Annotated in this window: 22 protein-coding genes; 21 read left to right on the top strand and 1 reads right to left on the bottom strand. The window is 49.7% G+C overall.

Annotation, left to right across the window (positions count from 1 at the left end; translation table 11 throughout):
- The first annotated feature begins 4 nt into the window (after window positions 1–4).
- The 10 genes from B0B12_RS01780 (at window position 5) to B0B12_RS01735 (ending at window position 11,904) form a co-directional block, all read left to right on the top strand.
- On the top strand, window positions 5–4,534 hold the full coding sequence (locus B0B12_RS01780; RefSeq protein WP_139337748.1) for a translocation/assembly module TamB domain-containing protein: 4,530 nt from the start codon (window positions 5–7) through the stop codon (window positions 4,532–4,534).
- 92 nt (window positions 4,535–4,626) lie between these two features.
- On the top strand, window positions 4,627–5,526 hold the full coding sequence (locus B0B12_RS01775) for a cell division protein FtsX (RefSeq protein ID WP_076665786.1): 900 nt from the start codon (window positions 4,627–4,629) through the stop codon (window positions 5,524–5,526).
- 1 nt (window position 5,527) lies between these two features.
- Window positions 5,528–5,755, top strand: coding sequence for a DUF3098 domain-containing protein (locus B0B12_RS01770; RefSeq protein WP_076665785.1), 228 nt, complete (start codon window positions 5,528–5,530; stop codon window positions 5,753–5,755).
- A gap of 4 nt (window positions 5,756–5,759) precedes the next feature.
- On the top strand, window positions 5,760–6,593 hold the full coding sequence (locus B0B12_RS01765; protein WP_076665784.1) for an undecaprenyl-diphosphate phosphatase: 834 nt from the start codon (window positions 5,760–5,762) through the stop codon (window positions 6,591–6,593).
- 1 nt (window position 6,594) lies between these two features.
- Window positions 6,595–7,290 (top strand): tRNA pseudouridine(55) synthase TruB, encoded by a 696-nt coding sequence (gene truB / locus B0B12_RS01760; RefSeq protein WP_076665783.1) that lies wholly within the window; start codon window positions 6,595–6,597, stop codon window positions 7,288–7,290.
- Window positions 7,274–8,203, top strand: a complete 930-nt coding sequence (locus B0B12_RS01755; protein WP_076665782.1) for a bifunctional riboflavin kinase/FAD synthetase — start codon at window positions 7,274–7,276, stop codon at window positions 8,201–8,203. The genes truB and B0B12_RS01755 overlap by 17 nt, the downstream gene beginning before the upstream one ends.
- 163 nt (window positions 8,204–8,366) lie before the next feature.
- The gene (locus B0B12_RS01750; RefSeq protein WP_076665781.1) at window positions 8,367–9,065 is read left to right on the top strand and encodes a CoA transferase subunit A; all 699 of its coding nucleotides are present in this window, start codon (window positions 8,367–8,369) and stop codon (window positions 9,063–9,065) included.
- 50 nt (window positions 9,066–9,115) lie between these two features.
- Window positions 9,116–9,472, top strand: a complete 357-nt coding sequence (locus tag B0B12_RS01745; protein ID WP_076665780.1) for a four helix bundle protein — start codon at window positions 9,116–9,118, stop codon at window positions 9,470–9,472.
- Window positions 9,473–9,538: 66 nt separating this feature from the next.
- Entirely contained in the window at window positions 9,539–10,195 is a 657-nt protein-coding gene (locus B0B12_RS01740; RefSeq protein ID WP_076665779.1) for a CoA transferase subunit B, read from the top strand.
- 158 nt (window positions 10,196–10,353) lie between these two features.
- Entirely contained in the window at window positions 10,354–11,904 is a 1,551-nt protein-coding gene (locus B0B12_RS01735) for a carbon-nitrogen hydrolase family protein (protein WP_076665778.1), read from the top strand.
- 76 nt (window positions 11,905–11,980) lie between these two features.
- Here the strand turns inward: B0B12_RS01735 and B0B12_RS01730 are convergent, their stop codons facing one another.
- Complete coding sequence (locus tag B0B12_RS01730) at window positions 11,981–12,934, bottom strand: chain length determinant protein (protein WP_244554562.1); 954 nt, start codon at window positions 12,932–12,934, stop codon at window positions 11,981–11,983.
- A gap of 277 nt (window positions 12,935–13,211) precedes the next feature.
- Here B0B12_RS01730 and B0B12_RS01725 point away from each other — a divergent pair, with 277 nt between their 5' ends.
- From B0B12_RS01725 to hisS, 11 genes are all read left to right on the top strand, one after another.
- Window positions 13,212–14,528 (top strand): flippase, encoded by a 1,317-nt coding sequence (locus B0B12_RS01725; protein WP_076665777.1) that lies wholly within the window; start codon window positions 13,212–13,214, stop codon window positions 14,526–14,528.
- A gap of 1 nt (window position 14,529) precedes the next feature.
- A complete protein-coding gene (locus B0B12_RS01720) occupies window positions 14,530–15,231 on the top strand; it encodes an FkbM family methyltransferase (RefSeq protein ID WP_076665776.1) in 702 nt (233 codons plus the stop codon).
- A gap of 76 nt (window positions 15,232–15,307) precedes the next feature.
- The gene (locus B0B12_RS01715; protein WP_076665775.1) at window positions 15,308–16,243 is read left to right on the top strand and encodes a hypothetical protein; all 936 of its coding nucleotides are present in this window, start codon (window positions 15,308–15,310) and stop codon (window positions 16,241–16,243) included.
- Window positions 16,244–16,247: 4 nt separating this feature from the next.
- A complete protein-coding gene (locus B0B12_RS01710) occupies window positions 16,248–17,492 on the top strand; it encodes a glycosyltransferase (protein ID WP_076665774.1) in 1,245 nt (414 codons plus the stop codon).
- 158 nt (window positions 17,493–17,650) lie between these two features.
- Complete coding sequence (locus B0B12_RS01705) at window positions 17,651–18,781, top strand: glycosyltransferase (RefSeq protein ID WP_076665773.1); 1,131 nt, start codon at window positions 17,651–17,653, stop codon at window positions 18,779–18,781.
- 6 nt (window positions 18,782–18,787) lie between these two features.
- Window positions 18,788–19,633, top strand: a complete 846-nt coding sequence (locus B0B12_RS01700; RefSeq protein WP_076665772.1) for a glycosyltransferase family 2 protein — start codon at window positions 18,788–18,790, stop codon at window positions 19,631–19,633.
- Between the two features lie 237 nt (window positions 19,634–19,870).
- Window positions 19,871–20,905 (top strand): O-antigen ligase family protein, encoded by a 1,035-nt coding sequence (locus tag B0B12_RS01695; RefSeq protein ID WP_170871799.1) that lies wholly within the window; start codon window positions 19,871–19,873, stop codon window positions 20,903–20,905.
- Window positions 20,898–21,698 carry a glycosyltransferase gene (locus B0B12_RS01690; RefSeq protein WP_076665770.1) on the top strand — a complete coding sequence of 267 codons (801 nt, stop codon included), beginning with the start codon at window positions 20,898–20,900 and terminating at the stop codon, window positions 21,696–21,698. Before B0B12_RS01695 ends, B0B12_RS01690 begins: the two co-directional genes overlap by 8 nt.
- Window positions 21,695–23,008 (top strand): O-antigen ligase family protein, encoded by a 1,314-nt coding sequence (locus B0B12_RS01685; RefSeq protein ID WP_083704051.1) that lies wholly within the window; start codon window positions 21,695–21,697, stop codon window positions 23,006–23,008. Before B0B12_RS01690 ends, B0B12_RS01685 begins: the two co-directional genes overlap by 4 nt.
- Before the next feature lie 182 nt (window positions 23,009–23,190).
- A complete protein-coding gene (locus tag B0B12_RS01680) occupies window positions 23,191–24,573 on the top strand; it encodes an undecaprenyl-phosphate glucose phosphotransferase (protein ID WP_076665768.1) in 1,383 nt (460 codons plus the stop codon).
- A gap of 57 nt (window positions 24,574–24,630) precedes the next feature.
- Complete coding sequence (gene hisS, locus B0B12_RS01675; protein ID WP_076665767.1) at window positions 24,631–26,037, top strand: histidine--tRNA ligase; 1,407 nt, start codon at window positions 24,631–24,633, stop codon at window positions 26,035–26,037.
- The last annotated feature ends 5 nt before the right edge of the window (window positions 26,038–26,042 follow it).

Raw genomic sequence — 26,042 nt, 5'->3', positions numbered from 1 at the left:
AGTTTTGGCGCTAATCCTGTTGCTTTTGGTGGCATTTGCGGTTGTTTTTGTAGCCATTCGCTACCCGGGCGTACAGACCAGGGTTGCCCAGAAAGCCGCCGACTACATCTCCCGCACCATCGACCACGAAGTGACGATCGGCCGGGTGGACATTGAGTTCTTCAGCAACGTGATCCTGGAAAAGGTGCGGGTACTCGATTACAAGGGCGAAGAGCTCTTTTACGTAGGCCGGGCCGAAGCCGATATCAGCCTGTTTTCCATTTTCCAGCCGAACACGCTAGGTATAGCCACCCTGGAACTGCAGGAGCCGAAGGCGCACCTGATCCAATACGAAGGCAGCGACACCCTCAACCTGACCACCTTCATTACTTCCCTTGGTGAGCTGATCACCAAAGATACCACCAAGGCGAGCCAGCCTTTTGAGTTTTCGATTGATGAGTTGGTGATCAAAAACGGCCACTTCAGCTACGACAACTTCAACCGCCCTCCCACCGACTACGGCATCGACTACTTCCATTTGGCCATCGACAGCATCTCGGGCCGCTTCACCGAGTTCGAGCCAGGCGACACGCTGAAGGTGCGGGTGACAGACCTGACCGCACACGAGCGCCCCTCAGGTATACGCCTGCACAACCTCGACGTACTGATGACCTATGCCTCCACTTTCTGGGAATGGGATGAGCTCGACCTGCGCGTGAACGACAGCAACGTGCAGGACTTTGTGCGTTTCGACTACAAACGTTTCGGCAACTTCTCCGACTTCATCGACAGCGTAACAGTCACAGGCCGGATCAAAGACTCCAAGGTATACTCCCGCGACATCGCCCTGTTTGCCCCTCCTTTAAAGGACTATGACGAAAATGCCTACATCGCTTCTGCCGAAGTGGAGGGCCGGGTGGCCGAGTTTATGGCGAGCAACCTGGATGTCAGGTATGGGAAGAACACGCATATAGTAGGCACCATGAACGTGGACGGCCTGCCGAACTGGGGCGAGACCTTTGCCAATATCCGCCTGCAGCCCTCGACGCTGAATGCAGAGGACATCAAGCAGTTTCTGCCTGCCGAGGCCTATACCATCGCCTCCCGGCTGGGTACCGTGAAGATTGACGGGCGCTTTCTTGGTTTCTACAACGACTTCGTGGCCAACGGCAGCTTTGCCACCGCGCTGGGCAATGTGCAGTCGGACATCAACATGAAGATCGACCGCAACACCAAATCGTCTTCATACCGCGGCCGCCTCAAAACCCAGAACTTCCATATCGGCCACCTGATCGGTCAAGCCGACGTCATTAAAACGATCACCATGGATGGGCGCGTTGTCGGCTCTGGCTTTACGCTCGAGGATGCCCGCTTGCAAATTAACGCCGACATTGCCCAGCTCCACCTGCTCGACTACAACTACCGCAACATCCGCACCGATGGTACCTTCCGCGGTCAGCGCTTCGAAGGTCGCTTTTCTATTGCTGACCCAAATCTGGCCTTTACGGCCAACGGGGAGGTAAACCTGGCCAACAACAACCAGGCCTTTAACCTGAAGGCTGATCTGGGCAAAGCCGACCTGAAAGCCCTGCGCATCTCCGACAAGGCTGTTGTTGTGCGGGCTAAAGCCGACCTCAACTTCCGGGGCCTGCGCCTGGACGACTTTGAGGGCACCGCCTTTTTTGACAGCGCCTCTGTCTCCTACGAAGGCCAGCGCATCGCACTGGACACCATCCGGGTGCAGTCCTTTATCGGTAGCGGCATCCGCAGCCTGACACTTCGCTCTACACCGCTGGCTTTGCGTGTGAGCGGCGACTTCCAGTACTCCGAGCTGATCGCCGACCTGAAGCAGCTGGTGGATGAGTACAAGCTCAACTTTGAAAGCAATGAGACCGCCACAGCTGCCTATTACAGGAAGAAGCGCCCGTCTACCCGTCCCGAGTACAGCCTGGACTATGACGTATACCTGCGGCGGGTCAACCCGCTGATTCAGCTGTTTGTCCCGGAGCTCACCATTTCAGACTTCTCCAGGTTGGAAGGCACCTTCCGGCATGGCAACACCGTTATCCTGACATCCTACGCGGAGGTGGATACCATATTGTATGACGGCGCCACCCTTTACCACAACGACATTGAACTGAGCACATCCAAACTGCAGAACAGCCCGGACGTGCTGGCCAGTGCCCAGTTTACCTCGGAGAAGCAGCTGCTCCCATCTGTGGGCGAGACAGAACGCCTGCTGCTGGAGGCGATCTGGAGCGAGCGCACCATCGGGTTTTACACCAACCTGCTGCAGCCTGCCTATAATAACCAGGCAACCGTGGTAGGAGATGTGAACTTCCTGCAGGACCGGCTCCAGGTCATCTTCGGCCGATCCAATATCACCCTGCGCGAAACCCCCTGGGCCTTCCAACCCGGAAGCATGATCTACATCAGCGAGGGCGGCAAGCGGCTGGATTTCGAAGAAATGATCCTTTCCAACCAGAATCAGATCATCCGGGTGGATGGTGCCATTGGCCAGGATCCAGGTAGCACACTGGTGGCCAGCATCAAAAACTTCGACCTACGCAACCTCAACCCGCTTATGCCCGAGCAAATCCGGGGCACCCTTAATGCCGAGCTCACAGCGCAGGACATTTATAATAATGCCATCCTGAACGCCGGCATGCGGGTCGACTCATTTTACCTGGACAATGTACTGATCGGCAACATCCAGGGTAAGGGGGACTGGATCAACGCCCAGCAGCAGATGGTGGTGGATGTCGACATCGACCGGAATAATAAGAAAGTACTCACCCTAGCCGGCAACTACTACCCGCGTGCAGAAGAAGAGCAGCTGGACATGCTGGCCGTGCTGGATGAGACCCAGCTCAAAATCGTGGAGCCGATCCTCAAACCGATTATGTCGGAAATGGAAGGCACCATGGAAGGCCGCATCCGGGTGCTGGGCAGGCTGTCGGCGCCGGTACTGACCGGATCGGTGATGGTGACCGGCGGGCAGTTCCGCTTCGATTACCTTGGCACTACCTACCGCTTCTCCGACCGCGTATACTTTGGGGCCAATAGCATCAGCTTCCGCAACGCCCAACTGCGCGATCTCTATGGCAACGTGGGCTACGTGACCGGTGGCATCGCCCACGACGGCTTCCAGGACATGGTACTCGACCTGAGCGCCCGCTTCCGGAACCTGATGATCCTGAACACCACCTACGAGCAGAACGAGCTATACTACGGTACCGCCTTCGCCACAGGTACCGCCACGGTGCTAGGCCCGGTCGACAACCTGAAGATAGACGTGAATGCCCGGAGCAACGCCAACACCCGCATCGTAGTGCCGCTCGACAACCAGACGGACCTGGCCCGCAAGGACTTCATCCGTTTCGTGAACCGTAATATAAGCGACTCAACAGGTGTAGCCGTAGCCGTAGAAGAACAAAAACTGGATCTGTCGGGAATCAACATGAATTTTGACCTTGATGTGACGGATGATGCCTATTTCGAGATCATCATCGACCGGCAAACAGGTGACGTGATCCGGGGCTCGGGCAGCGGACAAATTCAGATGACCATCGACACCCGGGGTGAGTTTAATATGTTTGGCAATTTTGTGATCGCCAATGGTGCCTATAACCTCAATTTGCTGGAGGGTGTGGTATCGCGGGAGTTCCGGGTGACGCCTGGCGGCACGCTCTCCTGGAACGGTGACCCACTCGACGGGGTCATGGACATCAGGGCCACCTACGTGCAGAACACCCGGTTGGACAATCTTCAGAACTCTCAAGGGAACAGTACTTCGCAGGGAACCAGTCAACTTAGCAACATACAGGGCACCTACCCGGTAACAGCCATCGTTGACCTGAAGGGACCTATTCTGACACCGGACATCCGGCTGGACCTGGATTTTGAGAACCTGCCGGCCAGCGTGCGGCTGCTCCTGGAGCCGATCCTGCTAGGTATAAGAAACGATGAGAACGAGCTCAACCGACAGGTATTCAGCCTGCTGGTGCTTCGCAGGCTGGCTCCGCCCGGCACCTTCTTCGGCGAGAACTCAGGAGCTGCCGCAGTCGGCGGCAGTTTGGGCAGCCTGCTTACCGGGCAACTCAGCGGTTTCCTAAACTCCATTGACAGTAACTTGGATATAGACATCGGCTTGGGCGACATCAGCCAGGATGATCTCTCTGCCCTGCAACTGCGACTGAGCTATTCGTTCTTTCAGGGGCGCTTACGGGTCAGCAGTCAGACTGGTTTGGGGTCGAATACGACCACACAGGCCGGACAGGCAGGCGGTACCAACCGCAATACCTATCAGGGCAGCTGGTCGGTGGAATACTACATCACGAAAAGCGGCGAGTTGCGCGCACGTCTCGAGTACAACACCCTGCCGACCACGTATGGGCGAATCACCAACACCCAGCGCCTTAGCTTGCTGCACACCAAGCACTTCGACAACCTGCGGGAGCTTTTTGGCCGGGACCGGGAAGGCCGTCGCGAGCGGCGCCGGGAGGAGCAGCGAACGCCCATTATCCTCGACTCTGACCCACGCATGAACCTCTAAAGCCCGGAGCACCAGCCGGGCTTTTTGCATTAGCTGGCCGGAAGCTCCTCATATTTAAATAATATTTCTATTTTTGCACGGAAGCGTATCGTATGGCAACAACTACACCCAGGACTGTTAAGAAGAAGAAGCTCGGCAATTACCCGCATGCAATGGTGGTGTTCTCCATCTCCCTGGCTTTGTTTGTGATCGGCCTGTTTGGCACGCTGCTCATCCATGCCGGCAAATTGTCGGACATCGTGAAGGAAAGCATTGAGATGCAGGTATACCTGGACCGCAACCTGACACAGGTGCAGCTGGACCGCCTGCAAAAAACACTCTCCGCCAAAGAATACGTAGCCTACAAAGGCGATACAGCCCAGGTGCGTTTCCTGTCGAAAGAAGAAGGCGCCAAGGCATTCTTAGAAGAAACTGGCGAGGATTTTATGGCCTTCCTGGGAGACAACCCGCTTCGCGACACCTATGTGGTTCGCATCAACGCTGAAAACTCCAGCTCAGCCCAGCTCAAAGGTATAAAAAACGACATCGAGGGAATTGAAGGCGTGTATGAGGTGCAATATGTCGAAAGCCTGATCGAATCCATCAACAGCAACATCCAGAAAATCAGCATTTTGCTACTTGGTTTTGCAGGTATACTGGTGCTGGTGGTTATTATTCTGATCAACAACACGATCAAGCTGGCGTTATACTCGCAGCGTTTTCTCATCCGGAGTATGCAGCTGGTGGGCGCCACCTCGTTCTTCATTCAGCGTCCATTCCTCAATCGGGCGGCTTTTCAGGGCATCATCAGTGGCATTATTGCCTCTGTGCTGCTGTTTGCACTGATGCAGTACGCCTACCGCGAAATAACGGAGCTGAGCCTGCTCAAAGACGAAGAGCAGCTCTACATGCTCATGATCGCGCTGATCGTGCTAGGTGCTGTGATTGGCTTTCTGAGCTCATACCGCGCCGTACGCAAGTACCTGCGTCTTTCACTTGACGAACTATATTAATATGGAAAATAAGAGCAAGCTTGCCTTTGGCAGAAAAAACTACATCCTGATGCTGGTCGGCATTGTTGTGCTGATCGTTGGTTTTATCATCATGACGCTTGATAACAAACAGTATGGCCTGGGCTTTATGGGCATTACGCTAGGCCCGATTGTGGTCATGGCCGGCTTTGTGATCGAGCTGTTTGCGATCATGGTAAAAGACAGAACACACGAAAACACACAGGAGTAATTAGATGAGTGAATGGCAGGCTATTATCTTAGCCATAGTTGAAGGACTTACCGAATTTTTGCCTGTATCTTCTACAGGCCACATGATCATCGCTTCGGCCCTGATGGGCATCAACGAGCTCCCGATCACCAAAATATTTGCCGTGAACATACAGTTTGGCGCCATCCTGTCGGTGGTAGTGCTGTATTGGAAGCGCTTTATCAACAGTTTTGCGTTCTACCAAAAACTGATTTTCGCCTTTATCCCGGCGGCAGTCATTGGTTTTCTGCTCAACGACATAGTGGACGCCATGTTGGAGAGCGTGCTCATTACAGCGCTAATGCTGGTAGCAGGAGGTGTTGTGCTTTTGTTTGTGGACAAGTGGTTTGCCCATGCCCAGGAAAGCAAGATTACCTACAAGAATGCGCTGGTGATCGGCTTTTTCCAGTGCATCGCCATGATTCCGGGCGTGTCGCGCTCAGCTGCCTCTATTATTGGGGGACTGACGCAAGGTATAAACCGGAAGGCGGCAGCGGAGTTCTCCTTTTTCCTGGCAGTGCCCACTATGTTGGCTGCTGCTTCGTACAAACTGGTGAAAGACCTGCTCAAACTGGATATCTCAGACATCATCACCTTCGACCTCGTAAAAATCAGGAACAGCTTTGACGTGATCACAGGCGATGACCTCAGGCTGCTGTTAATCGGCAACATCGTGGCCTTTATCGTGGCCATGATCGCCATTAGGTTCTTCATCAACTTCCTGACCAAGTATGGCTTCAAGATGTTCGGATACTATCGCATTGCGTTAGGTATAGTACTGCTGGCGCTGCTGGCTATGGGTGTTGACTTAAGGGTATAACATGGACTACAACTTTGAAGCAGGCGAGATCCTGTTGCTCGACAAACCGCTTACCTGGACCTCGTTTGACGTGGTGAAGAAGGTGCGCAACACCCTCCGCGTCAAAAAAATCGGCCATGCCGGCACGCTCGATCCACTGGCTTCGGGTCTGCTGATTCTGTGCACCGGCAAATTCACCAAGCGTATTGACGAGATACAGGCTCAGGAAAAGGAATATACCGGCACCATTACGCTCGGCCAGACTACTCCCTCCTACGACCTGGAAACGCCTGTGAGCGAAAGCAAAGATATCAGCCATCTCAGCCCAGCCGACATTCAGGCAGCTGCGGATAGCTTTGTAGGCACCATTGAGCAAATCCCTCCCATCTACTCTGCTGTGATGATCGACGGCAAAAGAGCATATGACCTGGCCCGCAAAGGCAAAGAGGCTGAGCTTAAACCGCGTACCATCACCATCAAGGCATTTGAGATTACCAACATTGAAGGTGCAATCATCTCCTTTAAAGTGATCTGCAGCAAAGGTACCTACATCCGCAGCCTGGCGCATGACTTAGGACAGAAGCTAGGTGTTGGAGCCCACTTGTCTGCGCTCGTGCGCACCCGCATTGGGGAGTATAAACTGGAGGACGCCCTCACTATAGAAGACATACAGCAGATCAGAAGAGCTCAACTCGAAGCGAATGGAAGTAATTCGTGATATAGCTGATTTTCCCAAACTGAGTTTCCCGGTGGTGACCAGCGGCACGTTTGATGGCGTGCATGTAGGCCACCAGAAGATCCTGCAGCGCGTGAAAGAACGCGCCCGCCTGTCCAATGGACAAAGCGTGGTCATCACCTACTGGCCACACCCACGGCTGGTGCTCTTCCCGGAAGACAATGACCTGAGGCTGCTCTCTACCATTGAGGAGCGCATTGAGCAGTTGCGCAGTTTCGGCATCGATTACTTGCTGATCATCCCCTTCACCAAAGAATTTTCGCGTTTGAGTTCCCGTACCTTTATTGAAGAAGTGCTGGTGAAGGCAATTCATACCAAGGTACTTGTTATTGGCTACGACCACCGTTTCGGTAAAAACCGCGAAGGCAGCTTCGAGCACCTGAAAGCCCGCTCCGCGCAGTACGGCTTTGAGGTGGAAGAGATTCCGCGCCAGGATGTGGACGACGTCGGCGTGAGCTCCACCAAAATACGCAAGGCCATCGAGTCTGGTGATATACCGACCGCCAACCGCTACTTGGGCCATACCTACAGCCTAACCTCTACGGTGGTGGAAGGCAACAAACTGGGTCGCACCATCGGTTACCCGACCGCCAACCTGGCGCTGCCGTCGCCCCACAAGCTTATACCTGCCTATGGCGTGTACGCCGTCTGGGTAAGGCATGCTGGTCAGCGCCAGCCCGGTATGATGAACATCGGCATCCGTCCAACGGTAGACGGTACTCACCTTACCCTGGAAGCACACCTGATCAACTTCGAGGGCGACCTCTATGGGCAAACCCTGACCGTGGAATTTGTGAAAATGCTCCGCCAGGAGCAGAAGTTCGCCGGACTGGATGCCTTGAAGGCACAACTGGCGAAAGACAAGGAAGCGTCCATACGTGCCTTGGACGTTTAAGGTATTTCACCTCTTCTAAAACCGATTTCACCCCGAATCGAAAAGCCATACGTTGTATATGGCTTTTTTTCTATCTATATTACCTTTTCTATAGAATCTATCGTTTAACCGTTGCAACTGCAGGTATAGCTATACCTGTCGGAACGTAAACACATCATAAACTATGATCAATAAAACTGTAAAGAACGCGCAGGAGGCCCTGCAGGGTGTACAGGACGGCATGACCTTCATGCTGGGCGGCTTTGGTCTGTGCGGTATACCTGAGAATACCATACAAGAGCTGCTTCGCCTGGGGGTAAAAGACGTGACCTGTATTTCGAACAATGCCGGCGTTGACGATTTTGGCATTGGTCTGTTGTTGCAGAAGCGCCAGGTAAAGAAGATGATTGCCAGCTACGTGGGCGAGAATGCGGAATTCGAGCGGCAGTTGCTGAGCGGCGAACTGGAGGTGGAGCTTATACCTCAGGGTACACTGGCAGAGCGCATTCGTGCGGGCGGTGCCGGTATACCTGCTTTCTTCACCCCTGCCGGTTACGGCACTGAGGTGGGCGAAGGCAAAGAGAGCCGGGAGTTCAACGGCAAGATGTACCTGATGGAAACCTGGCTGAAGGCGGACTTCGCGTTTGTAAAAGCCTGGAAGGGCGACACGGCCGGCAACCTGATCTACAAAGGCACAGCCCGTAACTTCAACCCGATGATGGCCGCTGCTGGCAAGATAACCGTGGCAGAAGTAGAAGAGCTGGTACCTGCCGGCGAACTGGACCCGAACATGATCCACACCCCCGGCATCTACGTGCAGCGCATTTTCCAAGGCGAGAAGTATGAGAAACGCATTGAACAGCGTACAGTTAGAACTGTTTAATGTGCTAATTGGCTGATGTGGTAATTGATTAATTCTTAAATAATCCTGCAATGACTGAGATCTCGATAAGTAATAATCCTATTGTAAATAAGTCTTTCTTGTTTGCACTTGATATTATCAAATACACGGATACACTTGAGAGCAGCAGAAAATTTGTAATTGCCAATCAGTTACTGAAGAGCGGCACCTCCATCGGAGCTAATGTGTGGGAGTCTCAGCATGCCGAAAGTAAGGCGGATTTTATTCATAAGCTCAAAATATCTGCCAAGGAGGCGAAGGAAACAGAATATTGGCTTCTTCTCTGCAAATACAGTAAAGGCCTGCCGGATACTTCGGATAAGCTTGATAAACTCCTCGAGATTCAAAAGCTCTTATCAAGGATTATCTCGACCTCCAAGAAGAATTAATGTTTGCCATAAAACTTGTTAGATCAAAATTAGCACATTTTCACATTAACTAATCAGCACATTAACATGGCTTTAGATAAAAATCAGATAGCGAAGCGAATCGCAAAAGAAGTAAAGAATGGGATGTATGTGAACTTGGGCATTGGTATACCTACGCTGGTGGCCAACTACATTCCGGAGGGTGTGGAAGTGGTGCTGCAGTCGGAAAACGGACTGCTGGGCATGGGCCCCTTCCCTACCGAGGACAAAGTGGACGCCGACCTGATCAATGCGGGTAAGCAGACAATCACGACGCTGCCTGGCTCCTCTATTTTCAGCTCTGCCGAGAGCTTTGGCATGATCCGGGGCGAGCACGTAGACCTGACCATCCTGGGCGCCATGGAGGTATCGGAACAGGGCGACATCGCCAACTGGAAGATACCAGGCAAGATGGTGAAAGGGATGGGCGGTGCCATGGACCTGGTGGCCTCTGCCAAAAACATCATTGTGGCCATGCAGCACACGGCACGCGACGGTTCCTCCAAACTGCTGAAGGAGTGTACCCTGCCCATCACAGGCCTTAAGTGCATCAAGAAAATCGTAACGGACCTGGCCGTGATCGAAGTAACGGGAGATGGATTTAAGCTGCTGGAACGCGCACCCGGCGTAACAGTGGAAGAAATTCAGAAGGCTACCGAAGGACGCCTGATCGTGGAAGGAGAGATTCCGGAAGTGCAGCTCTAGAATAGCTATACCTATGCTAACAAAAGCGCAGTGTCAAAGCTGCGCTTTTTCTTTTTAAATTTGCCTGAAAGCGGGAATAACCGCTTTATATTAAAATATCATATCAAAACGATACTTGCTTCACGTATACCCGTAGCAAGCAACCCCATACCTGACATATGAGTGAAAAAATAGAAGCGAACTCTGAGCACAGGCTGTTATTGCGCCAGCTGGAGCTCAAAGATTACAAAGAAGTAAAGGAGATCATGGACATGGTCTATTCTAACATAGACGGTGCCTGGACCCGCAAAGAGTTTTCGAATCTCCTCAAAAAATTCCCCGAAGGGCAGATCTGTATCGAAGACAAAGGCAAGGTAGTGGCCGTGGCACTCAGCCTGATTGTGGACTACAGCGTGTATGGCGACAAGCATACCTATGACCAGATCATCGACAAGGGCACATTTAAGTCCCACGACCCGGAGGGCGAAACCCTGTACGGCATCGACGTGTTTGTGCACCCGGACTACCGCAACCTGCGCCTGGGCCGCCGCCTTTACGATGCCCGCAAAGAAATATGCGAAAACCTGAACCTGCGCGGCATCATCGCTGGTGGCCGTATACCTGGCTACAAGGACTATGCTGATAAACTAACACCGGCCAAGTACATCGAGATGGTCCGTAACAAGGAGCTGTCTGACCCGGTGCTGTCCTTTCAGCTCAGCAACGATTTTCACGTCCGTAAGATCCTGAAAGGCTACCTGCCGGACGATACCGAGTCACGCGCCTATGCCACCTTGCTGGAGTGGATCAACGTGTACTACGAGGAGAAGGAGGAAGTGCTGGGCGGCAAGAAGAAGGTTGTCCGGATCGGTATTGTGCAGTGGCAGATGCGTGCGGTGAAAGACATCGACGATTTCATGCAGCAGGTGGAGTTCTTTGTCGACACCGTAAGCTCCTACAAGTCCGACATGGTGGTGTTCCCGGAGTTTTTCAACGCCCCGCTGATGGCCCTTACCAACGAGGAGTCGCCTTCAGAAGCGATCCGAAGTATGGCCGAGTACACGGATGAGATTCGGGAGCGCATGATCCACATGGCCCTCTCCTACAACATCAATATCATTGCAGGCAGCATGCCGGAGTATTACGACAACAAGCTCTACAACGTGAGCTACCTCTGTCGCCGCGACGGCACCTACGACAAGCAGTACAAACTGCACGTCACACCGGATGAGTCGCACTACTGGGGTATGCGCGGCGGCCACAAACTGAAGATTTTCGACACGGACATTGGCAAGATTGGCATCTTGATCTGCTACGACGTGGAGTTCCCGGAGCTAGCCCGTATGCTCTCCGACATGGACATGAAGATACTCTTCGTGCCTTTCTGGACGGACACCAAAAATGCCTACCTGCGGGTGCGCCTCTGTGCCCAGGCCCGCGCCATCGAGAACGAGTGCTATGTGGCAATTACGGGCAGCGTGGGCAACCTGCCGAAGGTAGAGAACATGGACATCCAGTATTCCCAGTCAGCCGTCTTCTCCCCTTCCGACTTCGCTTTCCCACACGACGCGGTAGTAGCAGAAGCCACTCCAAACACCGAGATGACCCTGATCGCCGACCTGGACCTGGACCTGCTTAAGGACCTGAATACAGCCGGAAGTGTTAGAAACCTGAAAGACCGTAGAAAGGATTTGTATAATCTGAGCTGGGTTGTGAGGCAGGAGGAGTAAGTACATCCCGCTGTTAACGCAAAATCCCCGCCTCTTAAATAGAGGCGGGGATTTTGCATTTATTAATATGAAAGTTTTAAACAGTTGCCTGCTTATTGGATTCACGGTTTACTGCTACGATGCAGCCAATCAACAATGACACAAGGGCACCGATAGCGATGTGATTCAGCACCTTTGGTCCTGTTGGTCGCAGGCGAGGAACAAATCCTGTTACAATTTCCACGTTGTCAAGCTTCTCCAGATCAGCCTCCAGCTTCACCTGCTCCTTGTACATGGTGATACTTTCTCGGTATAAATTGGTCGGGTCAATCGGCTGTCCATATACAAATCCGTTTACCGGGCCTCTGGGTTCTCCTACATTTGTTTTCATGCTGTCAATAGAGGAGATTTCGCCCTTCAGCTTGGAAACCATGCTCTCTACCTGGCGCTGCTTTATTCGTTTCTGTCTGGCAAAATACCGGTTGTTTTCCAGGTAGCTGGTCAGGGCAGGCTCCATTGTTTCAAAAAGGGATCTATCGTATAAAGACAGCTCGATCCGGAAAGGTGAACCGGTCAGAACGCTATCCTTTTCGATTCTATCCTGGTCCAGATTAGAGAAGCTCATCTTTTTAATCTGTCGGGCAGCCTCGGTGTCGATGTCCAGCCTCTCTGCCACAGCTTCGTAGTTCTCTTCAGCCACCATTAACGATAGCTTATTCAATTGGTCTTCAATGAATTCATTTCGGATGTTAGCCAGCATCAGGGTCATGGAAGAGGTATAATAAGCTTTGGTTATCAGAGACAACCCGTAGCCAATTCCGCTCCCTAACAATATGAAAATCAGAAGTAAGCCAATGTTATTCTTAGCAGCTTTGAAAGTGAAAGCAATGCCTCTGCCGATTTTATTAAAGAACTTCCTTATTAAATCAATTAAAACAATTAGATCTACCTCATCATTTGCCTTAGACATTTGCTCGCGCTCTTTTAATTGTTGCATAACATCGAAATTTGCCAAATATACTGCTAAAATTTCAGATGCAATATTTACCATATTAAAAGGCAAATATTTTTAATAGCTTTGCATTCCGTTTGAAAAAGGATTTTTTCACTGCTTTCAAGCACACGCGCAGTAGTGATCAAAATTGCTAGTCGGGTGCCAGGAACTGCAAATCAGCCTTCTAAAGAGATTAACAGATTATTTGCTTATCCAGTCCCAGTGGTAGCTAGCATAAATGGGTTACTCTAAATTAGTGTGTTATAACCATAATTTTAGCAGGCCACATACTATACTACTCGCCATGTAGGTAGTACAATGGCTGAGGTGTCTGATGACTACCATTGTAAATAAAGTTTTAGAGCTGAGATCCAGTAAAATAGCAACCAATATTCTTTGGTTACTTTTTGACAAGGGGCTGAGAATGGGTTCCGGCCTGATCATTGGCATTTGGATAGCGAGGTACCTTGGGCCAGAACAGTTCGGTAAACTGAATTATGGCCAAGCGTTTATCGCCATATTTTCTGCCTTTGTCAGCCTAGGACTCGATACGACCTTAGTGAAGGAAATTGTAAGCGGGGAGCATGAAAAACACAAGCTTCTTGGCACTGGCTTTTTACTGAGGCTCACTGGAGCAATCGTTGCACTTGCAGTTGTTATTGCTTCATCCTTTGCCTTAGATTACGAAGCAGACCCACAATCTTTCACAATAATTGTTATTCTTGGCTTCAGTCTGGTCTTTCAGTCAGTCGATGTCGTGGATTTGTATTTACAAGCCCACCTGAAATCAAAAATTTCGGTCATTCTTAAAAACTCGGCTTTAGTTTTATCTTCCTTATTTAAAGTATACCTTCTCCTTAATGATTATCCGGTAAGCTACTTTGCCTTCGCAATTTTGTTAGATATAGGACTGGCTGCACTGTTTTTATTAGGGTACGCCTATAAAGGCCTGGCAATAAAAATAGCCACCTGGAAATGGGATACCGCTATTGCCAGATCACTCATGCAGTCCAGCTGGCCACTGGTTATCTCTGCCCTTACTGTTATAGCCTATATGCGCATCGACCAGTTGATGATAAAAAATATGCTGGGATCGGTTTCTGTCGGAAATTATTCCGCTGCGGTTCGTATTACGGAGCTATTCTCGATTCTGCCGGTCGTGATTACAAACTCCATGTTCCCATCATTGGTGAACGCAAGCAAAGACACCCTTTTATACCATAGTAGATTAGCTAAGCTTTACAGCATCCTGATCTATAGCAGCTTTGCCTTGGCTATCGTGACAACGGTACTCAGCCCCATTATCATTTCTTTGCTATATGGGCAGCAGTACCAGGACGCTATACCTGTCTTACGCATCCATGTCTGGTCCACCGTTTTTATTTTTTTGGGTGTCGCCAGCAGTCAGCAGTTGGTAATAGAAGGTAAATCAAAAGAAACGCTGTACAGAACCATACTGGGCCTTACTTCAAACATAATTCTGAATATTATCCTTATCCCTGCTTATGGAATCAATGGAGTTGCCACGGCTACACTAATCTCTTATGCAATCTCTTCCTTTTTGAGTAATTTTATTTTCAAAAGCACAAGATCCATTAACCTTTTATATTTAAAGGCTATATTATCTGTCAAAGGAAGAAACAACGCTTAGTATGTTAAAAAGAGTTACGCGTTACATTAACAAGATCGTTGATCTGAGGTTCGGGAGAGTTTCCTATTCCCAGGAAGGTGAAGATCTTTTGCTGGACAGAATATTTGAATATGCTCCCTCCGGATTTTATGTAGATGTAGGCGCCCACCACCCTAAAAGGTTCTCCAATACTTACATATTTTATAAAAGAGGGTGGCGTGGCATTAATGTAGATGCCATGCCAAACAGCATGCAGCGCTTTAAGGAAGTCCGCCCACATGATATCAATCTGGAGCTCGGTATTTCGAAGACAAAGCAAATATTAACCTATCACATGTTTGATGAGCCTGCGCTCAACAGCTTTGACGGAAAGCTGTCGGAGGAGCGGCACAATACGACTGGCTATAAGATAATAGGCAAAAAAGACATTCAGACACTCCCCCTCAGCGAACTGCTTGACACCCACCTCCCTCCTGCAGTCAATATTTCCTTCATGTCCATTGATGTAGAGGGACTGGACCTGGAGGTACTGGAATCAAACAACTGGACTAAGTACAGACCTGCTGTTATACTCATTGAAATACTCCACTCGACGATGGAAGACATCTATGAGTCAGCAGTACATAAGTTCCTGGCTGAAAAAAACTATGGGATTTACTGCAAAACACCTAATACCGTAATGTATCGGGATACCCAATTGAACGCCAAAGCAGTTAAGAACTAGTTGCAGCTTTACAGAATACATAACAAAGCACAAATCACCATAAATTTAAAACATATCTTGTGCTTCTTATTTTAAGATGGAAAGTACCCAAAACATGAATACTGGCGAGCTACTGAAAACAGCAATTTTATTCATCGTATTCAACCGACAGGAAACCACTCGGAAAGTTTTCGAGGCCATACGCCAAATCAGGCCGTCCAGGTTATACATCGCATCTGACGGACCCAGAGAAACTGTAGAGGGCGAGATGGAGAAAGTGCAGGCAGTCCGAGCCTATATAAAAGAACATGTGGACTGGGACTGCGAGGTCAAGACCCGATTTCAGGACAAAAACCTGGGGTGTGGCAGAGCGGTAAGTGGCGCAATTTCCTGGTTTTTTGAGCACGAGGAGAGCGGAATTATTCTGGAAGACGACTGCTTGCCGAGTCAGAGTTTTTTTAGGTATGCTGAAAAAGCACTTGCCAAGTATAAAGATCAGGAAAACATTTACGGTATCACTGGCGATTACCGGGCTCCTGTCAACCCGGCTATTGCTAACAAAACCTCTCTGATAAGCTTTCCATTAATCTGGGGATGGGCAAGTTGGAGACGCGTCTGGGAAAAGTATGACAGAGAGATGAAGAACTGGTCTGGCAGTATTGATGACATCCCGGCATTAAAAGATGCGCCTGAGGATACTAAGCGATATTTCCAGCGAGCCTTTCACAAAACAGCCATTGGGGAAATAAACACATGGGACTACCAACTCTCCTACCAAATGCTGATGAACAACGCCAAGTTCATTTCGCCTAATACAAATCTGGTATCAAACATAGGTTTTGGCGAGGACTCAACTCATTTGGTAACCTTCGATCCAACATACAGTGCGTTACCTGCCCATGAAGTTGAAGTAGACCTGGATGGACTGGTTGACAATGGCTATGACCAGTGGCTGTGCGCGCATGCCTTCAACCGCAAGTCTATAACAACACGGGCCTACAACAAACTGTACAGACTGGTACTGAGGAAATAGAGGCATGAGAGTAGTTCACGTCAATACCTCGGAATCGCAGGGGGGGGCCGCCCGTGCTGCGTCCAGAATACACAAGGGCCTTTTGGACATCGGCATTGACAGCCATATGCTCGTACAGTCAAAAGAGTCTGATGACTTTACGGTCACAGGTCCCAGTACCCGCATGCAAAAAGCTGCTGCCTTGGCCCGGCCATTTCTAGACCAGTTGCCTAAGCTATTTTATAAGAATAGCACCAAAGCTCAATTCTCTGCTGCCTGGGTTCCGTGGAGTGGTATTGCCAACAGAATAAATGCTCTGAAGCCTGATATCGTACATTTGCATTGGATAGGCGAAGGGATGATGCGCATAGAGGAGATCGCCCAAATCAAATCCCCTATCGTTTGGACTCTGCACGACAGTTGGGCATTTACAGGCGGCTGTCACGTTCGCTTCGATTGCAAAAAATATTTTGAAGGTTGTGAGGCATGTCCTGTTTTGGGCTCTGAGCGGAAGAGTGATTTAAGCAGCCGGGTATTTAAGCGCAAAGAGAAAGCATATGCTAAAATCGGGCATTTACGTATCACAGCTCCTAGCAATTGGCTGTCTAGCTCAGCTGCTGAAAGTAAGCTGCTTGGCAACAGAGTGGTTACAACCATACCTATCCCGCTGGAAACCAGCTCCTTTTCTCCGATCGATAAAAAACTGGCAAAAAAATTACTGAATCTTCCTGAGGACAAGCGCATTATTCTGTTTGGTGCAAAAAATGCATTAGGCGATCACAATAAGGGATTCTCTCTTTTGATAGATAGTTTAGGCAAAATTGAGACACAAGATGTGGAGCTTCTGGTTATTGGAAGCAGCAAGCCCGCTTCGCCTCCTGACGTAAGTATTAAGACCCACTACCTCGGTACAGTACATGATAACATAACACTCCGGATTATCTACAGTGCGGCTGATGTCAGTGTTATACCCAGTTATCAGGAGGCGTTCGGACAGGCCGCCACGGAATCCATGAGTTGCGCCACACCAGTGGTCGCGTTTGGAACCACTGGGCTGCTTGACATAGTTGACCATAAAATCACAGGCTATCTTGCTGAGCCATACAGCACCACTGACCTGGCCAAGGGTATAGATTGGGTCCTTTCCAATTCAGATTATGAAACTCTTTGCCGTTCTGCCCGCAAAAAGGCGATCCATGCCTTTGATGTAAGTGTGGTGATTGAGGCATACCTGGATACCTACCGAAAAATACTAAACTCTGATTCTTAGCATATTCAGAATGGTTTAGGCTGCGTGTTTGCGCCAAAGAAATCACCATAACTTTATTAGTCAGGCCTGCCTATCGGGCTTTGTCAACTTAACCGATGGCTCTTTCATTTACAATCTTTAACTTTGTAGCCGTTTAATCTAATTGCCTACCCCTTTTCATGAAAATAGTCCATGTAGTTGAGTGTTTTGCAGCCGGTACGGCACATTTTATAAACCTGCTGACTCAGTACACTTCCTGCGAACATGTCGTCATTCATGGGGAACGGGTGGAAGAAACCAGTGCGGAAGCAGTAAAAGCGAAATTCCCCAAAGGCGTTAGCTTCATCCATTGGAAAAGTGCACAGCGCGAGATCAGACCTGGTCAGGACCTCAAGGCATTAAAAGAACTGATCAAAATTCTGAAAGGCATTGAAGGAATTGATGTTATTCACCTGCACTCTTCCAAAGCAGGTTTCCTGGGCAGGGCCGCCTGTTTCTATTTAGGTATAAAACAGGTTATTTATACTCCGAATGGTGCTCCCTTTGCCCGTGCCGACGTTTCTCCTAAAAAGAAAACACTTTACGTGATGCTGGAGAAAGTTGCCGATAAGCTTTCCGGCCGGGTCGTGTGCTGCTCCCCTTCCGAGGCCCAGAGCTACGAAGAAATTGGAATTAGCACGACTTACATCAACAACGGAACCATTCTACCTGAGGAGACCACAGACCCTCAATCGATTGAAACAGACCGGCCTTTCACCATTGTCACCTGCGGACGGATTACGGAGCAGAAAAACCCAACACTCTTCAATGAGATAGCAGCTGCTTTTGTCCAGCGGCATGACGTTCGATTCGTCTGGATAGGGGAAGGTGAAAAAGAACAGCGGGCTATTTTAAGCGCTAAAAATGTAAATATAACTGGCTGGCTTGCTAAATCTGAGGTAGAAAGCAATGTAAGAGCCGCTGATCTATACCTGTCTACATCTTTATGGGAGGGCCTGCCATTTTCAGTACTGGAGGCCCTGAGCCTGGGGAAATGCCTGCTGCTCACAGACTGTGTTGGCAACAAAGACCTGGTGAAGGACGGCTATAATGGATTCCGATTTCTGACAGCGGAAGAAGCCATCAGCAGAATACAGTGGTTCATGCAAAATCCGGAGGCGATACGCCAGATGGAGAAGAACTCCCGCGAGTGGAGCGAGCAGGAATACGATATCCGTATTGTCTCCCGCCAATACCAGCAGCTTTATAGCCAGATAGCAGGCACAGACCACAAATTGAGTGCTCAAAAGGCCCTTTCTTCAAAAATTTAGCATACCATGGCCCACGCGTTGGAAGGAGGATACCGCATAAACAAACTTCAACCCGAATCAAGATCGGGTGTATTGGTCTCGGTGATCACTATAGTTTATAACGGTGAAAAGTATTTGGAGCAGACCATCCAAAGTGTTCTTTCACAAACTTATAAGAACTTAGAATACATCATTGTGGATGGTGGGTCTACGGATGGCACCCTGGACATCATCAGGAAATACGAAAGTCAGCTGGCTTACTGGAAGAGCGAGCCGGACAAAGGTATAAGCGACGCCTTCAACAAGGGAATCGCACTGGTTACAGGGGATTTGGTAGGTATACTCAATGCCGATGACTGGTATGAGTCAGATGCAGTCGCTAACATTGTCAACAAATACGAGCCGGAATGTGTGCTACATGGCAATAAGCAATATTGGAACCAGGACGGCAGCAGGGCTCACCAGGCGAAACCGAATCTGGAAATCTTGCCTTTGGAAATGAGCCTGAACCACCCGACTGTCTTTGTCAGCAAAAGCCTTTATGATAAGTATGGCAAATTTGACCTCAACTATAAATTGGCCATGGATTACCATCTGCTATTACGCCTCTATAGTGCTGGCGTAAAGTTCATCCATGTGGACCGCATCATCACCAACATGAGGCTGGGAGGCGTGTCTGCCAACATAGAGGGGTGTTACCGTGAAGTGCTCCGGGCAAAAAACGAGGTATTTGGCAGCAAGCTTAGCCATCAGATATACTACTATTGGACCATGCTGCGGTACAGGGTGTCGCAGACACTGGATAACTCGCCCCTGTCTTTCATCACTCGTTTCTATCGGACCCGCATCTCCCCAATAAAGAAGCAATATTAGTTTTTGGGAGCATTATTTTCCTAATTTTACATTTTATCGGTGCCCTAAGCTCCTTTGCAGCAATAGCGCTGAACCCTATTAACTAAGATGCGACTCACGGTAAACAGCTTTAGTTTATTTCTATTCCTCTTTTTCCTGTTCCTCAACCTGCAAAACCTAGGTTTAACAGGATGGATACTCTATGAGGAATCAGCTGTCAAGTTTTACCATTTTTTCTCGCTCTTTTTTATACCACTCTTGTTCATTAAACCAAAAGAGGGTCTGCCCAAAATACCGCGCTTTATCTTTCATTATTTTGCGGGTGTTATAGTTATATCCCTTCTGCTCTTTCTGGTATACCCGGTCAACAGACTACTGGTAAACCACCTGTTCGCCTTTTATGCTTTTGTCATCGGCTATTATGTGGCAGGCACAGTAACACCGGAGCAGGTATACAATGTGTTGCAGAAAGCGGCACTGCTTGTCTTCGCCATCATTGTTGGCAAGCTGTTCTTTCATCTTCCGGAGATACAGCGTTTTATGAAAGCCCCCGACGGACACCCTGACATTTATACCTTGTATGGCGGCGGAACCAACTTGGAGGCGACCTGGATGGGGTTGAACACGGCTCTTTTTATCAACAGGAAAAGGCTCTTTTACTTGTTTCTTACTATAACCCTGGTAGTTAGCATTATCTACGCTTCCAGGGTAGGAGTTGTCATAGCCTTTCTGGTGGCAGGCTTTAAGTTCATATCAGCCTCTACCTCAAAACAGGAAAGACGCGCTATCGTTGCGCTCGGTATGCTTGCCGTGCTGGCTTTTGTACTGTTCATAGACCTGGACAACCTGGCCGAAAAGGTATACGCTCTGCAGCGATTCACAGAGTTCGGCAGCAGCACGGACAAAGGGATGGGCGGCAGGTTTGCCATGTGGCGTTACTACGGCACAGCACTATGGGACAGCAAAATGCTTGGCTACGGCGCCGGTAATGGCATTTATGCCATAGAAGCAATTTCGGGGATCGACTACGAGGAAGACAACCTGCACAACCTGTACATGCAGCTCCTGATCGAGTTTGGAATCATAGGCTTGCTCTTATACCTGATCGTGGTTTACAATGTCAGTATCAAGGCATTTAGATCCAGTTTGAGCAATCCTATCGCGATTGTCATTATGGTATACTTTATAGCTTCTCTAATTCAGTTTAGAGGCACGGATGCGCTGATCTGGCTGTTTATAGGCCTGTTCCTGAAGATAGAGTCAAACAAAGCAAAACTGGCCGCCAATGCGTAACGATATCGTCATACTGATTCCACATTACAACAATCCTGCTGGATTGGAGAGCTCATTAAATTCAGTAGCCTTTCCTACCCCGATCCATGTGCTGGTAGTGGATGACGGTAGCCACACGAAACCTGATGAGCAGCGGCTCCGAAAGTTGTTTGAGGACAGGCTCAGCATCAGTTTCCTTTATAAAAGGGTAAACGAAGGGATAGAAAGAACGCTCAACAACGGACTCAGGTATATACAGGAACAGTTACCTTGTCAGTATATTGCCCGGCTCGACTGTGGTGACACATGTGCTCCTTCCCGGTTTGTCAAACAGAAGCAGTACCTGGACGCCCACCCGGATGTATACCTCATTGGCTCCTGGGTGGAGTTTGTTGACGAACAGGGGAAGAAGGTCTATACTTACAAAGCCCCTGCCGACCACAAGGACATTGTGAAAAACATGTACCTCAAGTGCAGTTTTATACATCCGTCTGTCATGTTCCGCGCAGCCGCTCTAAAAGAAATCGGCCCATATCCTGTTAATTATAAAGCTGCTGAGGATTACGCATTCTTTTTCAGGTTTGTCCAAAGGTATAAGACACACATCATACCGGAAGTACTCACCTACTGCGAGATTAATCCTGCGGGCATTTCGCATACGAAACGGAACATTCAACTAAAAAGCAAAATAAGAATCCTGATGGATAATAGAACAGCCTCCCCCTACTTTGTGGCCGGCCTGTTCCGAAATCTTGTCTTACGCGCGTTGCCCTACAGCCTTGTATCCAAAGCCAAGGCCATACTCCTTAAATGAAGACAGTTTACCAGTCATTCGATAAAGCTACGCTCTTTCAGAGAGGCTATCTATTTAGCCTAATCTTGGTGGCAGTGTCGCTGTTTTCCCCAAAGCAGGCATTGACGAACATCGCTATCATGCTGCTGGCGCTGGTCTGGCTGCTGGAGGGTGATTTTAAAGCAAAGTACCAGAGACTGGCAGCGAATTGGGTAGCCGTTTCGTTTATGCTGCTTTTCTTCCTATACCTGACCGGCGCATTTTACACAGACAATCTGGGAGCCGGCTTCAAGCGGTTGGAGACCAAATCCTCCCTGCTGATTTTTCCGCTGCTAATCGGCTCAGCCATCATCCGGCAAGACTACCTGCGCAAGACCTTGCTCACATTTGCCTTTACCTGCGTGGTCCTCAGCGCAGTAGCACTGGTTTACCAAACCTTTGTTGTACTGGAGAAGAATGACTTCAATTATTTTTTCAGCGACGGACTTGTTTCCATTATGGGGAAACAGGCGGCTTACTATTCCATTTATGTAGCTTTTTCGATCCTGATCCTCATCCAAGACCTTTGGCAGCGGTTTTCAGGTATAGGATGGGGCAGGAAAACTGTGTTCCTGGTAGCTATCCTATTTTTGCTCCTCTTTCTTTTCCTGTTAGCCTCCAGAACCTCCCTCGGCATTCTGCTGCTCATCCTGATCATTAGTCTGGTAGGGGTTGGCGTCAGGTATGGCAAACTCAGGTATACACTGCTGATGGTTGCGGCCCTTCTGGCATTTATTGTGGGACTTTCTGTGGTATTCCCACAGACCGTATCGCGTTTCAAGAGCCTGCGCAACATCAGTTTCGATTTTTCCAACACACAGGACATCTATCACTTTTCTGGGGAGGACAGCGAGGCCAAATGGAACGGGCTAAACATGCGGCTAGCCAAATGGGTGTGCGCGATAGATGTGATCAGGCAAAACCCGCTTGGAGTAGGCACCGGTGATGTGAAAGACGAATTGGTTGAAGCCTACCGGAACAGAAACTTTACTTACGCCGCTGAGAACCGTTTCGACCCCCATAACCAGTTCCTCGACACAACTGTGGCAATTGGTATTCCGGGCTTGATTGTGCTAATGTGCTGCTACTTGCTCCCTCTCTACCTAGCCATCAAACAAAAAAATTGGCTGTTAGGAAGCTTTGCCATTTTGATTATCGCCTGTTCGATTACGGAGTCTGTGTTATCAAGCGCACAAGGGGTTATCTTCATTTGTTTCTCTTTGTTCGTCCTGCTGGGGGCCTCTGTACCTGATAAATCACGAAAGGAACGTGCTGCCAACTTGCCGCAGTAGTTTTCCTCTACGAGTTGGGTAAATGCTGACTGTTTGGCGCTTCATTGCATACCAGTGCTTCCACACCTGGTCCCCAACTGAGATGCCCGTATCGATTTTCTATTTACAGTCAGCAATCATAAGTACAAAAAACATAAATAGAGTATAAATTTTTCTTTTGATATATTTGCAGCGATCTTTCTATGCCTGGCTTATATAACAAATACATCAGACCGCTGCATGCGGCCGGCGACGCTGTTTCCATCGCGCTTTCTTTTGCATTGGCTCACCAAATTGCACCTGGTGAGACTGCAACTCTGACTTTATCAGGTTACACGCAACTTTTGCTATATGCGCTCTTTGCCTGGTATACCTGTTCACTTCTACTAGGGACCTACAAAATCTATCGTGCGGTTTCGATCAACAGGCTCTTGCTAAATGCGCTGCAGGTTATCCTGCTCTATGTGCTTTTGTTTGAGGTTATCATTCAATTGTTCGATCTAGAGGCCGTATCCCGTCAGCTCCAGTTTCTCCACTATGGCTTCCTGACGTGTTTTGTACTCTTTTACCGCTTTGTGGTGCTCCTTTTGCTGCGTCATTTCCGAAGAAAAGGCTATAACAAACGTTTTGTTGTAATTGTGGGGATGGGAGAGGCTGGCAAGGAGTTGCGTCGTTTTTTTGAGCAGCACCCGGAGTACGGCTACCACTTTATGGGCTTCTTTGATGATAAAGCCGTTGGTGGACCGGACGTACTTGGGTCGATAGAAGATATTACGGCCTACTTGGAGGAAAACCATATCGACGAGATCTACTGCTCTCCTTTCGAGCTGCCGCGTAACCAAATCATCCGTCTGATGAACGATGCAGACGATCGCCTTATCCGGATGAAGTTCTTGCCAGAGCCAGGCACCTTTCACCATACCCGCATGAAGCTGGACTTTCATGACATGCTTCCTGTGCTGGTTTTCCGCTCCATCCCGCTCGATGATACCTTCAACAAGGTCATCAAACGCGCCTTTGATATCCTCTTTTCCTCCGTCGTGATTATCCTGGTTCTCTCCTGGTTGATTCCACTACTGGCACTGCTTATCAAGATTGACTCACGAGGACCGATTTTCTTTGGCCAGGAGCGCTCGGGTATAAATTATAAAACATTTCGCTGTTGGAAGCTCCGCTCTATGTATGTCAACAACGAAGCGAATTCGCTGCTGGCCCGGCGTGGCGACTCCCGGATTACGCGTGTAGGGGCATTCCTACGCAAAACTAGTTTGGACGAGCTGCCGCAGTTTTTTAATGTGTTCATGGGGCAGATGTCGATTGTGGGTCCCCGTCCCCATATGCTCAAGGTGAACGAAGAATACGCCATGGTGGCCGAGAAGTACATGGTACGCCATTTCATCAAGCCAGGTATAACAGGCTTATCGCAAGTGCGTGGCTACCGCGGCGACACCAGCTCCGATTACCAGATCCGCGGCCGCGTGAAACTCGACATCTTCTACCTCGAAAACTGGTCTTTCTTCCTCGACCTTAAAATCGTGTTCTATACCGTGTACAACATGCTGCGCGGCGAGGACAACGCATTTTAAAAATCAGTCTGCACGATTTGCTCCTGTTTTAGTAACTTCGCCTGCAAAGTTGAAAACATGAGCAAGGAAAAACCCTCTATACCGAAAGGAACACGCGACTTTGGCCCCGCCGTGGTGGTCAAGCGCAACTATATATTCGGCGTGATCAAGCGCACTTTCGAGAAATTCGGCTATTTGCCACTCGAAACGCCCGCCATGGAGCAACTCTCGGTACTCACGGGCAAGTACGGCGACGAGGGCGATCAGCTGATCTTTAAAGTGCTGAACTCCGGCGACTTCCTAAGCAAAACCACGGCTGCCGATATCGAGCAGGGCTCCAAACACCTGACCCGCAAGATCTCCGAAAAAGCGCTCCGCTACGACCTAACGGTGCCTTTTGCCCGCTTCGTAGTGATGAACCGAAACGAGATCAGCTTCCCTTTTAAACGTTACCAAATACAACCAGTTTGGCGTGCCGACCGTCCGCAGCGGGGCCGCTACCGCGAGTTTTATCAGTGCGACGCCGACGTGGTGGGTACCAATTCCCTGCTCTGCGAGGCCGAGATCGTGCAGATGATCGACGAGGTGCTGAGCACACTGGGCATGACGGACTTTACAATCAAGATCAACCACCGCGGCGTTCTGGCAGGTATAGCCGAGGCCATCGGCGAGAAAGGCCGCGAGGGCGACATCTGCGTGGCCATCGACAAGCTCGACAAGATCGGGGCGGAAGGTGTGCGCAAGGAGTTGCTGGAGCGAGGTATAGCCGAACCAGCTGTTGATAAGCTGGAGCCACTCTATGACCTCAAAGGCTCTAACCAAGAAATACTGGCCCAACTGCAAACCCTGCTGGGTAACACCGAGGAAGGCCAGCGTGGCCTGAAAGACCTGCAGGAGGTATGGGAATATTTAGATAACCTAGGCAGTGACGCCCTCACGACACAAAACCCGTCCGGTCAGCCACGCCTGCAACTGGACGTAACACTGGCGCGTGGCCTCTCCTACTACACCGGCTGCATCTTTGAGGTAAAGGTGAACAATGCCAACATGGGTAGCATCAGCGGCGGTGGCCGTTACGACAACCTAACGGGTATGTTCGGTATGCCGGGCGTGTCCGGTGTGGGCTTCTCGTTTGGCGTGGACCGCATTTACGATGTACTCGAAGAACTGCAGCTTTTCCCGGCCAGCAGCGAGGTGGGTACGAAGGTTCTAATCGTGCAATTCGATAAGGAATCCGAGCGCTACGCCCTGCCGTTGCTACAGAAACTGCGCAACGCAGGTATAGCCTCTGAGTTATACCCGGAACCCGCCAAGCTGAAAAAGCAGATGGGCTATGCCGACCAGAAAAAGATACCGTTTGTGCTGCTAGTGGGGTCTGAGGAAATGGCATCCGGCAAGCTGAAGCTGCGCGACATGCAGACAGGCGAACAGGACGAACTCTACATCGACGACATCATCTCCCAACTGAAATCTGAAGCGAACTAAACCAA

It is taken from the genome of Pontibacter indicus, assembly GCF_900156345.1.
GTDB lineage: Bacteria > Bacteroidota > Bacteroidia > Cytophagales > Hymenobacteraceae > Pontibacter > Pontibacter indicus.
The sequence above is the reverse complement of the archived record's forward strand: the minus strand, read 5'-3'. Positions and strand labels throughout refer to the sequence as shown.